Genomic DNA, 15,653 nt, shown 5'->3' on the forward strand with positions numbered 1-15,653 from the left:
AAACCCATTATTTTAACTGCGGCAACTGAACTGCGATAACCCCAAAGATTGATTGAGATCAAGGAAGCCAGGGTGAAATGCGGTTTTTCCCTAAATTTAGTTTACCAGTCCATTAAACTTTCCCCTTAAGTCTTATCCATTCATTTCAAACCCTATCCAGCCTCGTTACAAATAAAACAAGAAAAGATTGTAAGCCATTTGAAGCGTACATGATTGAATATGCTTGATGTTCAAGACGATATTATTGTGGCATTTCGACAGGGCGACCGTGCCGCGTTCAATACTATTTACCTGCAACTCCGAAAACCCATTATTACGTTTTGCAAGTATATGGTACCCCTTGATGATGCCGAAGACATTACATCAGATGTTTTTGTGCGGTTGTGGAAATTCAGGGAGCAATGGAACACCATAAACGATGTAAAGGCGTTTTTGTACGTTTCGGCTCGTAATGGCTGCCTGAATTTTCTGAAACAGCAAAAGACAAGGTCCGATAAGCAAAAGGAAATTGCCGGCTTCCTGGAACGGCAACAGGAAATGATCCTGCAATCACAAATAGAATCAGAGCTCATTAGCCTGATCAAAACGGAAGTAGATAACCTTCCCGACACCTGCAGAACCGTATTCACCCTGTCGTATTTTGAAGGCTATGAAAATGCAGAAATTGCCGAAAGACTAAGCATAAGCGACAAAACCGTTAGAAATTTAAAGTCCATAGCCTTAAAGACCATCAAGAAAAACCTCGAAAGCAAGGGTTTACAACTAAGTGGCATTTTGATGCTGGTACAAATGATAAAACGGCTGCCTTAGCTGTTGTAAATTGTATTTTATATACGCCATTGGTAAATGGCTGATTGAGCATTATCAATCAATTGCAGAACAATTTCCACTACTTTTTAGGAAATGCATTTTAAAGTGTGAATCATGTAATTCTTTTCTAAAATTATATAATATTAAGGCACAGAAAGAAGCTCACCTTTACAGGAATTATGCTTCTAAAAGTTACTGGATTCCGGGATTAAATATATTTAATATGTCAAACCGAGATATGGATACCATAAGTACTGTCCTTAATATGCTAAAACTAAAAAAACAGGACAATGAATTTCTAATTAATGGAACAGGACAGTTAAGCCTCAATGGGAAATCTTATAATCAGCATGACATTAAAATTATTAAAACTTACCGTTTTGAGGGAGAGTCTGACCCTGCGGACGCAGCTATAATATATCTCATTATGGCTCGTGATAGCGTTATTGGCTATAGTCTGGATGCGTATGGTGTGTATACAAATCATACGAATGATGGATATGCCGATTTGATTCAAAAAATGGCCATAAAAATAAAGTAAAGCATTTCCATTATTCATCCATTATAAATCTGCTCATTAAATAAAGAGCCTATAGCCCGGTATTGAATAAGCCATATGAAAGAAATCCCTGTCACCATAAAACGTTCGCTTGAAATCCTCGGGGTTTTTCTGATTGGAGTGATAATTGTACTTGGAAAAGTAATCATAATGCCCCTGCTGATGTCTTTTTTCATCAGTATTATGCTGCTACCGGTTTTCCGCTTCTTCAGAAAACGAAAATTATCTGAAACAATAGCTATTCTTTTACCGATATTATTAGTAATCATCATAGCCGCACTTATAGTATGGCTATTCTACAACCAGATGAGATTTCTCCTGCACGATTATCAGAAAATAGAGCAAAATTTAACCATACATCTTAATGCGCTGAGTTTATGGATCAGCCAGGTTTTCGGCTTCTCGCCCGCAGATCAATTAAATTTTATCAATCAGCAAAGCAACAAACTTTTTAACTATGCAGCCAATATTCTAAGCGGTGCAGCCGGCTCAGCAACAGGCATATTGATATTCTTTGGATTATTGCCTATTTACACCTTTCTGTTAGTAATGTACAGAAGTATTTTTATGAAATTCATCTTAATGTGTTTTGAGCCCAAAGAACATGAAAATATAGAGGCCGTTATGCAACAAATTGAAAAGATGGGTAAAAGATACCTGTTAGGCTTGTTGATTCAGCTTTGTTATATTACTATTCTGCTATGGGGAATACTGGCTGTTTTCGGTATTAAACACGCACTGTTAATAGGTATTGTCTTCGCTTTCTTAAATCTCATCCCCTACCTCGGCGCATTGATAGGTAACATTTTAGGCGTATTGATTACATTGGCTTCATCGGAAAGTATTGTTGACATCCTGTTTGTTGTGGGTTCTATAGCCGTGGTACAATTCCTCGATAATAATATTTTAATGCCACGTATCGTAGGTTCCCAGGTAAAGCTCAATCCGCTCATTTCAATAATAGGTATTTTCATTGCCGGAGTTATGACAGGTATATCCGGTATGTTTCTCGCGTTACCGATCATGGCGATTTTAAAAATTATATTCGACCGCACTGAGCAATTTAAAAAATGGGGCGTGCTATTAGGTGATGAAAGACCTGCTAAAAAGCCTATGCGTTTTCCAGCTATCCGACGCCGATAAAATAAGACTACTCTGTTTTGCTGTTCCCATCAATTATAACAAATTTGCAAAAGTATGATACTTGAGTCTAAATTACCTTTTAAATATTTGATTGGCATTGTTAAGTATGAGTTGATAATAGTATTGACGGTAGGAATATTAACCCATTTTAGTGCCATAAGACTTACCGCGTTTCTTCCCGAGATGCCGCTTGCCATACCAGCTTTTCTGGGAACGTCCATTTCAGTACTCCTTTCTTTTAAGATGAATCAGTCTTATGACAGGTGGTGGGAGGCCAGGAAAGTATGGGGAGCAATTGTCAACGATTCGAGGAGTTTGGTGATTCAGTTACAATCGTTTCTGAATTCTGATCAGACTGATAATATTAAGAGAATCTCCTATCGGCAAATCGCATGGTGTTATTCACTTGGAAGATCATTGAGAGGCAACCTTAATTCGATTGAAAATTTAGATCATTTGATTACTAAAACCGACCAGGCTCAAATTTCAAAACACAATAATTACAACCTCGCTATATTGCAATTAACCGCAGCAGATATAAAGGAATTACGATTGAATGATGCTATTGATATGCATGGTCATATTCACCTGCAGGAAACAATTATCCGCCTGACAGACTCAATGGGGGGTGCAGAAAGGATCAGTAAAACAGTTTTTCCATCTACATACCGTTTAATTCTTCATTTTATAATTTACCTTTTCGTTATAACACTTGCTATTTCTTTAAAAGGAACCAATAATACCTTTGTTATACCTCTTCTGTTATTAATTTCTGCTGGGTTCTTTTGTATAGAAAAAATAGCCTATCATTTACAGGATCCTTTCAGAAATCTTCCAAGTGATATACCTGTAACAGATATAGCAAATACAATTGAAATAAATATCAGGCAGTTGCTAAGTGAAGAAATAAGCAAAGGCGATAGTAAAGCAAACGATTATTTTGTAATGTAAAACTTAATTAAACATAAATAGATCCTGAATGCTAAAGAATTTAATTTCTTCCCGCCAAAAGTTCTTTGCTAATGTGGTTTTCAAAATCTGTAAGGAAAGCTTTATTGTTACGGCACGATTCAAATAACGATTCCAAATTTGAAGTTTTGAAAAAACCGGAAGTAATAATTCGGGAGAGTGCAGGGTTGGCTTCAACCCAATCGGTTTTCAGGGAGTGGTCTTTTAGGTAAGATATAATGATCTCAACTTTGAAATAAATGGCGATATGTGATATCCCCTGATTTAAAACGGAGAGTTCATGAAACGCTTTTGGATAGTTTGCAGGACTAAACTTCTCGAGGTCCTTAATAATGGTACTATTGATATTGTTTGACATAAATAAGGTTTGATTGATAAAATGATGGAAAATCTACAAATAACTTTCAGAGTGGGTTGTTTTTGGAAGTATTGCAATGGTTTTATTGTTTGCTGCCGGTTGGAAAAAACCGCCCCAAAATTTAATTCAGGACGGTTTCCCGTTGTCTAAACTAGTTTGCCCGAATATCTATTGTTTGCTTATTAATTTGTTCTTGCTAATAGGCACTTTATGTCCTTTTTTATCGATCCAATAATATTTTGAATGCTTGTCAATATAAATGGTTTCACCATTTGGGCCTTCCTTATCCTTATAAACTTTGTCGGTAATAGCATTTTTGCCTTTTGAAGCCAGTTCGGCTGTTTTATCGCCAACTTTCACCGCACTTTCTTTGACTTTTGTTGTTACATTTTTAGCTGTATCCTGTGCATTGGCCGAAAAAAATCCTACCAGCAGGGCCAGGATTGAAATACCTATAAACTTTTTCATGATTTTGATGTGCTGCAATGATTCTTACATCTTTTTAATTTTACTATTACTATTACACATTACAACATGATGCAAAACTGAGTCTATTAGTCCAAACAACTGTTATACAATTAGATAATTAAGTTATATCATTCACACATTTGCTGGCATGCGGATTAATGAGGGTTCCGCACCTCGTGGTATGAGTTTAAAATCAAGATAGCCCCATATCAGTATCAATTACTTGCCTAAGTAGATTATAACGAAGATTTTACGTACATTTAAGTACGGACCGCCTCATATCCGGTCTATCAGATTCCCTCCCATCCAGACTGGCATATATGTATACCCATATTAATTTAATAAACAATCTTCTTTGAAACTATACATTAAAAATATGGTTTGCATCCGCTGCAAGATGGTAGTGAAAGAGGAGCTGACAAAATTGGGATTGCATTATACTTCAGTGGAATTAGGGGAAGCAGAAGTTTTGGAAAAAATTTCAACCGAACAACATGATCAGATCAGGGCAGCGTTGTTGAAATCGGGCCTCGAATTAATGGACGACAAAAAGAGTGTATTGATACAGAAGATAAAAAATGTTATTATTGAATTGGTGCATTATTCAGAGGAACCATTGGCCATAAATTTTTCTGAATTTCTAAGCCAGAAATTAAACCACGATTACACCTATCTTGCCAATCTTTTTTCAGAAGTGCAGGGCACCACGATTGAACAATTCTTAATCGCTCACAAAATTGAGCGGGTAAAAGAATTACTTGTATATGATGAACTGAATCTTACGGAAATCGCTTACAAAATGCATTACAGCAGTGTGGCGCATCTTTCGGCTCAGTTTAAGAAAGTAACCGGCCTCACTCCTTCGCATTTCAAACAACTCAAGAACAAACGACGTTCCATGTTGGACGATTTATGAAATGTAACTTATTTAGAGTTCAGGCACTATTTTAAAAAGATTGTAACAATAATAGAACCATTTCGTATTTAAGGTAATTCGCCCCGGAAAGGAAACTTCACTGAATATGTTTACGGCGAAAAATATTGTTTGCCTTTGCATAGCTTTCTGTTTTACATTGCTTCCTTATTGTTGTTCGTATGCTCAAATAAAGGATTCTACGGTACATCACTTACCCAAAAAGAATATATCCTTTTCTCGGTTTCTATTAAATATAATAATACGAAGAAATGTAGATACATCCATGCAACGGGGTATGCTCATCAGTAAAAATGAGTCGTCTTTTCTGCCTCACCAGGGCAAAGGCATCAGGCATATACAGATCAAAGAATTCGGGTTTGATAAAACACTTACAGATACGGCAAAAGAAATCAGTTATTTCGGTAAAGATTTTGTAAAACACCTGCATAGGATCACAAAAGAGAGGATAATACGCAACAATCTTTTCATTAAAGAAAAAACTGCGCTCATTGCTAATTTAGTCGCAGATAATGAACGATATCTTCGTTCACTGGATTATATACATGATGCACGCATATTCGTAGATACGATTGCGAATGAACCTGATTCTATCGATTTGATAGTTGTTACCAAAGACTTCCTTAGTATTACATTTCAACTCAGCCGCGCTACCAAAGAACGGTTTAAAGCAAGAGTAGGGGATGCCAATATAATGGGAACGGCACAAAAAATTCAGTTTACAACGTTGCTCGAAAAAAATCGCTATCCGCATTTTGGTTATGAAATACTATACAAAAAAAATAGTATCGGCAGAACGTTCATTAATGCAACCATTGGCTATTCAAAGATCCAATCTGATCTGTACGACGGTACCACGCATGAACATTCGTGGCGTATAGCCATCGAAAGGCCACTGGTATCACAATACCTGCATGTTGCTGGTGCTATTAAGCTTGCTCATAGCCAAACTTATAATAACTACGTAAAGCCTGATAGTCTGTTCTATTATTATCATTATGATACGTATGATGCATGGATTGGGTATAACCTGGGCGTACATAAATTCCTGTTCCTTAAAAATATACTGAACAGGCAATTCATCAGCGTTCGTTATTTTCGAAACAGGTTTAACCGGGTTCCCTACCAGGTAAACGACGGATTCAATTTCAGGTTCAACAATCGGGAAGCCATCCTGGCCCAGTTCACTTTTTTTAAGCAAAATTTTTATAAAACCAATTACGTTTTTGGTTTTGGAATTACAGAAGATGTTCCTTACGGTTATAATATTGCTTTAACTACAGGCTGGTATAAACAGTTGCACATGGAAAGGCTCTATACCGGAATCGACGCCAATCTGTATGATGTAACTAATAGGGGATATGTGAGGCAGTACTTTTTACGAACAGAAACATTTTTAAACAAAAGCAAAATTCAGGATGCAACCATTTTAATGGGCGCCAGCATCTTCAGCCGTATTTTTAGCTACAGAAACTTAAAAATACGGCAATACCTGCGATTGAGTTATACGAAGCAATTTAACCGCATTGGTCTTGAACCGCTGGGGATCAATAATGTATTTGGACTTCAATATATTTCTTCTGATTCAGCAAGCGGGCACCAGCGTTCGAGTGTGCACTCAGAAACATTCTTTTTTCTAAAATACAAAATGTTGGGCTTTAAATTCGCAACATTTGTATCTGCCGATATTGCACTCTTCACTCCTGAACATAAAAATACTGAAAATTCAGGCTTTTATTTTGGTGTAGGCGGGGGTATACGAACACGCAATGAGAATATATTGTTTGGTACAATAGAATTACGGTTCATGTATTTTCCCCGAAAATCACTACAGCACAATGCTTTCAAACTCACCATTGATACCAACCTGCGTTTCAGGTACAATAACAGTTACGTAAAAGAGCCGGACATTATTCAGGTTAACAGCGATAATAGTAACAATATTTACTGAGCGTCCAACAAATCCGTTTTATTGGACCAGCCTATGATTTTAAACAGCCTGAGGATAACCGACGCTCCAGGCCGGGCGATAAGTGAAATTGTAACCTTTTTTATGCATGTGTGAATCATGTAATTCTTTCGTACGCAAATGTAACAAGTATTAAAATAAAAGTGCTCACCTTTACAGGTGTCTATATCGGCACTTAATAATTATGTATATGCCATTTTATTACTACTTTTTTTTATTAATAATGTTAGCAATCATATTCCTTGTATTTCGTTCTTTGTTTTTACGGAAAAGGAATATTTCCGTTGAATTATTTGTTAAGGCGCTAAGGAATGAAAATAGCGGGCATTTTGAGGAAGCAGTAATTAATTATGAATGCGCCCTGCAGGAAGTTAAAAAAATCAGGTTTCACAGTAGTCTGAAAAATAAAATTATTGAAAAGCTTAAGGTGTTACATACGTTTATTGAATACAAAAATAATGTGACAATCAAAACAGGATTAAAAGGAAACTGGAATGAAACAGAAGACAAAACTACGACAGCGTAATGTGCCTTAATTCTTATGAATATTCTTCCTTAAAAAAAAAACATTACTCGAAGTTATACTAATACTGAGGCGTATCGGGTGTTGCGCGATTAGCCCCATTTTGTATGTGCTTATTTAATTTGACTTGATTATCAGCTATCCTGTTTTTTAGATCCTGGATGTCCTTATCCAATTTATCCAATCTGTCAGATTCTCTCCTGGCATTTCTGGAATCGCTCTTGGCAGCACCTGCTTTATTATTGGCTTTTCTGGCCAACTTCTTATTCTCAGGGTTATCGCTTAATTTATCTGCTGCGTTTGAATTTTCATTCGCAGATTTCTGTGCCTGCTCTGAAGCGTCTTGTTTGTTTTTTGTTTTTTGTTCAACTTGATTTTGTAGTTTGCCCAGTTGCAATTGATCCGAGCTAATTCTAGCTACTAAGGAAAGGGAATCTGTATTCACCTTTTGCGCAGATACAGACATACAAAAAACCAACAAACTAATCGAAGTTAATAACAGTACTTTTTGCATAATGTGTTTTTAAATGTTCAATTAAAACTTTGAGATGATAATTATCGTTCAAAGCACAAACCATGATTTTATAACTTAACCGATTGATTAAAACTTTGCGGAGAATAGAAAAAAAGAGGAGGGCTTATGATCATTCCCTGTATTGTCAATCTTACTATATTCTGGGAAAATTTAAACAAAGTTACTTAAAAAATGTCACTCGACTTCCAGTAATTCAAACACTAAATAGCTACCACGCTTATATGTGTGAATGATGTAATTTATTTGTTTAATTATGTAACAATTATCATCAAAAACAGGTTCACCTTTACACAATTAGCTTTTATTAAAAAACAACGTAAAATGACAATCAACTCAGGATTAAAAGGAAACTGGAATGACCAGAAATCAAAACTTAAGAAGAAATTTCCTGCACTTACAGATAAGGATTTGTTTTTTGAGATAGGCAGGAAAAACGAAATGTTAGCAAACCTTCAGGTTAAACTGGATAAAACCAAAGAAGAATTGCAACAAATTATCGAGGCTCTGTAGCTATCCTTTCCTTTTACAATCAACCGCTCGTTTTATCCATCCAACGGCGATTTTTTCCAAACTTAAGTTTGGAGAATGAGATCATACGCAACAGAAGAATAATCACAACCGAAGATGATCATCGTCATGCAAGTGAGAATAATCAGGTTCGTCAGTACTATCTACTGACGATTCTTTAATTAATAATAAATAGTTTTTATGAGGCATTTATTCTATATCGTTGCTTTCATCTTCATTATTGGATGGCTTGTTGGAGTTCTTGGATTTCATACCGGGGGCGCCTTTCACTTGCTGCTAGTTGTTGCAATTGTTGCCGCACTACTAGGCCTTATGCAGGAGAAAACAGTCCATTAGATGTCACCTTGCGCATTGGTGAAGCATAATGCGCAGGCAATAACCGCTTTAAATGAGTAATGTGTGAATTATATAACATATTTAAATAATCATATAATGCGCCATGAAATCAGGCCACTATCTTTGTTCTGGTTTTTCATAGGATATTGGATTAAATCAGGGCTGGATCTTTATCCTGGCCCTTTTTTATTATAGTACAACTTCTTCACATGACGATTCTATGGAAATAAGGATCATTCAAATAAATTTCAGATTATGGATAACGAAAATAAAAACCAGAGATCAGAAAATATAGAACTCGAAAAATCAAAATCACACATCATTGTTGAAATTATTGAGTATGTACCTAATTCGGTGGTAATCAAAACAATTATCAAAAAATCAACCGGAAACATAAGTATAATGTCTTTCGACAGTGGAGAAGGGTTAACGGAGAAGACATCTCCCTTTGATGTTTTTGCCCAGATCATTGAAGGCAAGGCAGAGATCGTTATTGATAACATAACTAATTTACTCCAATCAGGCCAGGGAATTATCATACCTGCACATTCGCCAAATTTTATAAAGCCTAACGGGCGGTTTAAAATGATTTTGACTACGATTAAAAGCGGGTACGAGTAAATGCATTAATTGAATGTGTGAATTATATAATTAATTCATAGAATGCTATAACAGCGCTGCGAGTAAAAATCGCCACTTTTGCTATACCTGGTTAAAATAGCATATTATGAATATACCAACAATTTCATTTAGGGGTACGACTGCACCTGATTATCATCCTTCTATTTTATTCCATTCATATAGAGGTATGGTCACCGACAATGATAATATTTTTACACCCCTGATTCCTGCAATATTGAAATATTATCGCGGCCAATTTGTTTATTTGATGGCGCAGGAAGTCCGGAATCTATTGGGCCATATCAATCTATCGGTTGAAATGCTTGAGTCTTTAATAGAGGACAATGACCTTAAAATGTACCTGGATGTTATTACGCGTAACTCGATTCGAATAAACAATGTGGTAAATAAGTTTATTACATATCAACAGGCGGCTACTTCTGCGCATTTTAATTTGGAAATGATCCGGAACACATTTAGCAAAACAATTTTGTGAATAATAGCGCCATTTAATCACTCGAATCTCCCACTACATTTACAACATTATATTACATCAGTCATAGCCCAGGTAATAAGTTTGAACATGATCTTTCGTTTTTCCCCATGTACGAATATGTATACAGGACAAGTTCTCCCTCTTACTGAATGAGCAACAGAGATTTAAAACCGGGTCGATTGACTTGATCCGCAACATCCCCCAACTTCAACCTGACCTCTCATTAAGCTAACATTATATTTTTTTTATTTTTTCGGGACAACGGCGACTTTCAACTGTCTTATTGATAATAAGCCTTGAAAAGGACTTATTGTGACTAATTGTAATGCCAGTTAATTAATCTTTATGACAGACATCGCATTGCTGATACATAAGTATCTGAAAGAAGAACTGAACAGCCGGGAAAGGCAGGAGCTGGAAGAATGGAAGACGCAATCAGAAAGCAATCAACACATATTTGAAAAATTAACCAATGATGAATATTTGTTATCGGCAATAAGCGACGCTTATAAAATTGATCCGGATGAAGTAGCGCAGCGAAAAATAAATGCATTGATTGATTCGGATCAACAAACGACAGCAACTAAAATAAGATCGATCTGGCCCAGGCTTTCCGTTGCGGCAGCCATTCTGGTGCTGCTTTCAATAACTACTATATATATACTCAGAAAAAAACAAGAACCTGGTACCGACTTAGTTAATACTTCAAAAGCAAAACAAGATATTACACCAGGTACGCATAAAGCCACGCTGAAACTATCAGATGGCAGATCAATTGTATTGGATAGTGCAGCATTGGGACAATTAGCCAAACAAGGTAATGCACAGATAATAAATAAGAAAGGGGAACTGGTTTATTCCGCGCCCAACAAGGGAGGGCAGGAGGGAGCCGTTCTTTGGAATACTTTGTCAACAGCCAAAGGGCAGACTTATCATTTAAAGTTAAGCGATAACTCAGTCGCATGGTTGAACTCCGAATCATCCATCCGCTTTCCCGTTTTATTTACAGGCGATAAAAGGCAGGTGGAAATTACGGGTGAAGTGTTTTTTGAAGTAGCTCATGATGCCGACAAGCCTTTTACTGTAATGGCACGAGGTATTTATGTAAATGTGTTGGGAACGAAATTTAACCTGAATGCTTATGAGGATGAAGAGGCTGTTAAAACTACACTGGTTGAGGGTTTGGTAAAAGTATCGAAAGGAGATCAGGGAAAGCAGATAAAACCCGGACAACAAGCACAGGTTATCGCCAATGAAATAAAAATTCTGGATAATGTAGATGTAGATAAAGTTACAGCGTGGAGGCAGGGATATTTCAGGTTTAAAGAAGACAAGCTTTCGGAAGCCATGAAAAATATTGCCCGTTGGTATAATATAGAGGTTGTGTTTGAAGGTAGTGCGGCGAATATAGAGATCAGTGGAAATATTCATAGAAGCTCGAATCTTTCAGAGGTCTTAAAACTCCTTGCTGCCATTGATGTAAATACCAGGATTGAAGGGCGGAAACTGATCCTGAAAGCTCAATAAATAAGATCCGTAATACATAGCGCCTCAAATTTTAATCAAGCCTTATTCCCACCTATCCACATCGACTGACGCTTGCAAACCACTTGAAGATAATAACCATTTCAACCTAACCTACGAGTTAACCTTGCCTGATAAGGATAAAAAAACCGGCAGTTCCGTTAAAACCACCGGTGTAAAAGGTTAACCAACTATACTGACTGGTATTTATTAATTAACCCAAACTAAAGTTATGCAAGATTTTGTTCCTTGCAAAGCGCCGGTTTTTGCCGGTACTGAACCGAAACTATTTCTGCTAAAAAGAGAAATTCAAAAAATTGGATTGGTTATGAGAATAACCGGCATTTTACTACTGGCTGCTACACTCCAGGTTTCTGCCAAAGGTTGGGGGCAGGAAAAGATCAGCCTTTCATTTAATAATGCGCCCATTGAGCAGGTCTTCAATGCAATAACCACGCAAACTGATATTGCATTTCTTTACCGGCCGCAATATGTAAAAGGCAAAAAGGTTACCATTCAAATTACCAATGCCAATTTAAAAACGGTATTGGAAATATGCCTGAAAGACCAGCAATTAACGTATGAGATCGTTGGGAAGAATGTGGCGATACGGCCGGTGAAGAGAGAGCATTCCATCTCAGGTTTAGAAGTAAATGAAAATGCTCCTCCATTTATAGATGTGAGGGGGCGGGTGGTAAATGAGAAAGGGGATCCGGTGGAGGGGGTGACCATTACTGTTAAAGGAGCTTCCAAAAGTGCGGTTACCGATCGGAATGGAGAATTTTCGTTGGTTACTGTTGATCCGAATGCAATACTTGTATTCACACATATTAGCATGGAATCTTTTGAGCTGAAGGTAAGTGGGAAGTCGGAGTTGGTAATAAATTTGAAAACTAAGATCAGCGCATTGGACGATATTACAGTTACCTTAAATACCGGGTATCAACAGGTTCCCAAAGAAAGAGCAACAGGTTCCTTCGAATTCGTGAACAATGAAGAACTTAACAGGAAAGCTGGAATAGATATTTTGAGCCGGTTGGAAGGTGTCACAACAGGAGTTTTATTTGACAGACGATCCTCAAACCCCAATCAGATTTTTACATCAGCAAATTCTATTCTAATTAGAGGTTTGAATACTATGACGGAGTCCATCAAGACGCCACTGATCGTCGTGGACAACTTCCCTTATGATGGAGATATTAATAATATTAATCCTAACGATATAGAAAGTATTACTATTCTAAAAGATGCCTCAGCAGCATCCATTTATGGTGCAAGGGCTGGTAATGGAGTCATTGTGATTTCTACCAAAAGGGGAAAGTATAATCAGGCTTTCAAATTAAACCTGACGAAAAATGTACAAATCATACAGCGACCTGATCTTTTTAAATATCCTACGATGAGTCCTTCGCAATACATTGACTTTGAAATTGGGCTTTACAAAACTGGATACTTTAATAGCATTTTAACCAATCCAAATTATCCGACAGTATCTCCCGTAATTGATATACTCAGAAAGCGAACGATCAATGCCATTTCGCCGTCTGACTCAGCAAATCAAATCGATACTTTGCGAGGTGGAGACGTTCGCAATTATTTTGAAAAATATATTTATCGGACAGGTGTTAACCATCAATATGCTGTTAACCTCAGCGGAGGTGCTTCACTACTAAAATATTCTTTGATGGCTGGCTATGATGAAATGAAAAGCAATCAAGTAGGTAATCAATACCGGCGGCTTACGATGAGATCCAACAATTCATTTTCACCCATTAAAAAGTTAGACTTAAGTCTTGACATTGCATTTACCAGTAGCAGCGCCAACAACAACAGCCTCGGCAACTTTGGAGACAACGGTTATAACACCGATAGCAGGAGGTTGTACCCTTACGCCTCCTTAGCTAATGATCAGGACTTGCCACTGGCAATCGCAAAAGATTACCGTTCAGGATACACTGATACAGCGGGTGCAGGCAAACTCTTAGATTGGAAGTTCCGGCCACTTCAGGAATTGCAAAATGCAGATAATACATCCAGATTGCAGGATTTGCTGCTTAATGTGGGAGCCAACTACTCGCTAATGAAATTTCTTTCTATTCAAACCAACTACCAATATCAGCATACGAACGGTACGCAGGATAATTTTCTTAGTAAGGAAATGTACTTTACCAGAAATCTAATAAACTTGTACAGCCAGATAAGCGGGAATAATATTATCTATAATATTCCTCGCGGTGGTATCATGAATTCGAATGTAACGGATCTGACCTCCCACCAGGGTAGAACCCAACTTAACTTTAATAAATCCTGGAATACAAAACATCAGATAACTGCTATCGTAGGTTCTGAGCTAAGAGAACGAAAAATGAGTATACGGGTTGAAAGGCTCTATGGTTTTGATCCTAATACGTATTCAAACGGTAATGTTGATTATATTAATAACTATAATCTTTATGGAGGCAGAGGTACCTCTCAAATTCCTAATGTATCAGGTCGTACATTAACTACTGATCGGTTTGTATCTATTTACGGAAATGCAGCCTACACTTATGGAGGGAAATACACCCTAAGCGCCAGTGGAAGAAGGGATGCTGCCAACTTGTTTGGGGTTAACATTAACAACAAATGGAAGCCTTTGTGGACAGTTGGTGGAGCCTGGAATATTAGCGACGAATCTTTTTACAAATCGAAACTTTTAACGTATCTAAAACTCAGGGCCACTTTTGGCTATCAGGGTAATGTCAACAATTCTCTCTCTCCAAGAACAATCATTACCTATATACCGGCCAATACCCCAGGTAATGTCATTAATCAAATATCTGCTAACATTTCCAGTATGGCAAATCCTGAACTTAGTTGGGAGACGCTCAGACAAATTAATCTGGGTTTTGATTATAGGCTTGCTTTCCGAGTAGGTGGTAGCATCGATGTGTACAATAAAAAGTCGAAGAATTTGATTTGGGACGCCCCAATGGATGCTACTACTGGAAGAACATCAGTAAAATCTAATAGTGCTTCAATGACCGGTTTTGGTGTAGATGTTAATATTAATTCTGCCAACTTAACCGGGAAATTTCAATGGAACACAGAGTTAGGTTATAGTTATATCTCCAATAAAGTAACGGGCTATGCAGACGCCGACCAGTTGGATAAAAATAATCCGGTGTCAACCATTGTTGCTTCAAGTGGGATGAGGATTGCTGCATTTCGAGGGAAATCACCTTATTCAATTTCCAGTTACCGGTTTGCCGGTCTTGACCCTACCAACGGAGATCCTATGGGTTATCTTGGAACTAAAGTATCGAAAGATTACTTGAAAATTTTCAACCAGCCTAACTCTGATACTGCAAATATTATCTATCATGGTTCGGCAATACCAACATCCTTCGGCTTTTTCAACAATGTTTTTAAGTATAAAGGGGTGTCACTCCTCGTGAATATTAATTATTATTTAGGATTCTATTTTCGCAAAAGTAGTATCACTTATACTGGCTTGATCAATGCCGGTATTACTCATACAGACTATTCAAAGAGATGGATGAATCCGGGCGACGAGGAATTCACCACCATCCCAAGCCTTTCATATTCGGTTTCAACTACCCGAAGGGATGATTTTTATGCTTATTCCTCTGTTAATGTTTTGAAAGGAGATCACATCCGTCTGCAAAATATCCGGATAGGTTACGATCTTCTGACCCAGAGACGTAAAGCCTTTCCTGTAAAGCAAGTTCAGGTGTATGGAAATGTAGAAAATCTGGCCATCATTTGGAGGGCTAATAAGGAGGGGTTGGACCCAATTTATAATTCTGGAAATGCTTTGTATCCTGTTCCCAAAACGTTTACGGCTGGGGTGAAAGTGGATTTTTAACAACAACCTTTT

General features: G+C 37.3%; 16 protein-coding genes. 13 read left to right on the top strand and 3 right to left on the bottom strand.

Going from position 1 to position 15,653, the window contains the following annotated elements; all coding sequences use genetic code 11:
• Positions 1 to 219: 219 nt before the first annotated feature.
• The 4 genes from FAM09_RS11365 to FAM09_RS11380 all read left to right on the top strand — a co-directional run bounded on the left by FAM09_RS11365 (position 220) and on the right by FAM09_RS11380 (position 3,463).
• Entirely contained in the window at positions 220 to 810 is a 591-nt protein-coding gene (locus FAM09_RS11365; RefSeq protein WP_136577204.1) for an RNA polymerase sigma factor, read from the top strand.
• Between the two features lie 223 nt (positions 811 to 1,033).
• The gene (locus tag FAM09_RS11370) at positions 1,034 to 1,351 is read left to right on the top strand and encodes a hypothetical protein (RefSeq protein WP_136577205.1); all 318 of its coding nucleotides are present in this window, start codon (positions 1,034 to 1,036) and stop codon (positions 1,349 to 1,351) included.
• 75 nt (positions 1,352 to 1,426) lie between these two features.
• On the top strand, positions 1,427 to 2,512 hold the full coding sequence (locus FAM09_RS11375; RefSeq protein ID WP_136577206.1) for an AI-2E family transporter: 1,086 nt from the start codon (positions 1,427 to 1,429) through the stop codon (positions 2,510 to 2,512).
• A 54-nt stretch (positions 2,513 to 2,566) separates the two neighbouring features.
• Positions 2,567 to 3,463, top strand: coding sequence for a bestrophin family protein (locus tag FAM09_RS11380; RefSeq protein WP_136577207.1), 897 nt, complete (start codon positions 2,567 to 2,569; stop codon positions 3,461 to 3,463).
• Positions 3,464 to 3,503: 40 nt separating this feature from the next.
• Here the strand turns inward: FAM09_RS11380 and FAM09_RS11385 are convergent, their stop codons facing one another.
• Both FAM09_RS11385 and FAM09_RS11390 read right to left on the bottom strand, forming a co-directional pair.
• Positions 3,504 to 3,839 (bottom strand): hypothetical protein, encoded by a 336-nt coding sequence (locus FAM09_RS11385; RefSeq protein ID WP_136577208.1) that lies wholly within the window; start codon positions 3,837 to 3,839, stop codon positions 3,504 to 3,506.
• Positions 3,840 to 4,007: 168 nt separating this feature from the next.
• Positions 4,008 to 4,307: a hypothetical protein gene (locus tag FAM09_RS11390; protein WP_136577209.1), complete on the bottom strand. Its 300-nt coding sequence runs from the start codon at positions 4,305 to 4,307 to the stop codon at positions 4,008 to 4,010.
• A 355-nt stretch (positions 4,308 to 4,662) separates the two neighbouring features.
• On the opposite strand from FAM09_RS11390, the gene FAM09_RS11395 reads away from it, so the two are divergent.
• From FAM09_RS11395 to FAM09_RS11405, 3 genes are all read left to right on the top strand, one after another.
• On the top strand, positions 4,663 to 5,223 hold the full coding sequence (locus FAM09_RS11395; protein ID WP_136577210.1) for a helix-turn-helix domain-containing protein: 561 nt from the start codon (positions 4,663 to 4,665) through the stop codon (positions 5,221 to 5,223).
• 283 nt (positions 5,224 to 5,506) lie between these two features.
• Entirely contained in the window at positions 5,507 to 7,192 is a 1,686-nt protein-coding gene (locus FAM09_RS11400; RefSeq protein WP_136577211.1) for a hypothetical protein, read from the top strand.
• A gap of 208 nt (positions 7,193 to 7,400) precedes the next feature.
• Positions 7,401 to 7,736 carry a hypothetical protein gene (locus tag FAM09_RS11405; RefSeq protein ID WP_136577212.1) on the top strand — a complete coding sequence of 112 codons (336 nt, stop codon included), beginning with the start codon at positions 7,401 to 7,403 and terminating at the stop codon, positions 7,734 to 7,736.
• Positions 7,737 to 7,794: 58 nt separating this feature from the next.
• Here FAM09_RS11405 and FAM09_RS11410 read toward each other — a convergent pair whose 3' ends face one another.
• Positions 7,795 to 8,247: a hypothetical protein gene (locus FAM09_RS11410; protein ID WP_136577213.1), complete on the bottom strand. Its 453-nt coding sequence runs from the start codon at positions 8,245 to 8,247 to the stop codon at positions 7,795 to 7,797.
• A gap of 342 nt (positions 8,248 to 8,589) precedes the next feature.
• On the opposite strand from FAM09_RS11410, the gene FAM09_RS11415 reads away from it, so the two are divergent.
• The 6 genes from FAM09_RS11415 (at position 8,590) to FAM09_RS11440 (ending at position 15,641) form a co-directional block, all read left to right on the top strand.
• Positions 8,590 to 8,778 carry a CsbD family protein gene (locus FAM09_RS11415; RefSeq protein WP_136577214.1) on the top strand — a complete coding sequence of 63 codons (189 nt, stop codon included), beginning with the start codon at positions 8,590 to 8,592 and terminating at the stop codon, positions 8,776 to 8,778.
• 198 nt (positions 8,779 to 8,976) lie between these two features.
• Positions 8,977 to 9,132, top strand: coding sequence for a lmo0937 family membrane protein (locus FAM09_RS11420; protein ID WP_136577215.1), 156 nt, complete (start codon positions 8,977 to 8,979; stop codon positions 9,130 to 9,132).
• 255 nt (positions 9,133 to 9,387) lie between these two features.
• Positions 9,388 to 9,753 (top strand): cupin domain-containing protein, encoded by a 366-nt coding sequence (locus FAM09_RS11425; protein WP_136577216.1) that lies wholly within the window; start codon positions 9,388 to 9,390, stop codon positions 9,751 to 9,753.
• 106 nt (positions 9,754 to 9,859) lie between these two features.
• Positions 9,860 to 10,249, top strand: a complete 390-nt coding sequence (locus FAM09_RS11430; protein ID WP_136577217.1) for a histidine kinase dimerization/phospho-acceptor domain-containing protein — start codon at positions 9,860 to 9,862, stop codon at positions 10,247 to 10,249.
• A gap of 345 nt (positions 10,250 to 10,594) precedes the next feature.
• Positions 10,595 to 11,776, top strand: coding sequence for a FecR family protein (locus tag FAM09_RS11435; RefSeq protein ID WP_136577218.1), 1,182 nt, complete (start codon positions 10,595 to 10,597; stop codon positions 11,774 to 11,776).
• A 229-nt stretch (positions 11,777 to 12,005) separates the two neighbouring features.
• Positions 12,006 to 15,641, top strand: coding sequence for a SusC/RagA family TonB-linked outer membrane protein (locus tag FAM09_RS11440; RefSeq protein ID WP_136577219.1), 3,636 nt, complete (start codon positions 12,006 to 12,008; stop codon positions 15,639 to 15,641).
• The last annotated feature ends 12 nt before the right edge of the window (positions 15,642 to 15,653 follow it).

Source organism: Niastella caeni (assembly GCF_004834005.1).
Classification (GTDB): domain Bacteria; phylum Bacteroidota; class Bacteroidia; order Chitinophagales; family Chitinophagaceae; genus Niastella; species Niastella caeni.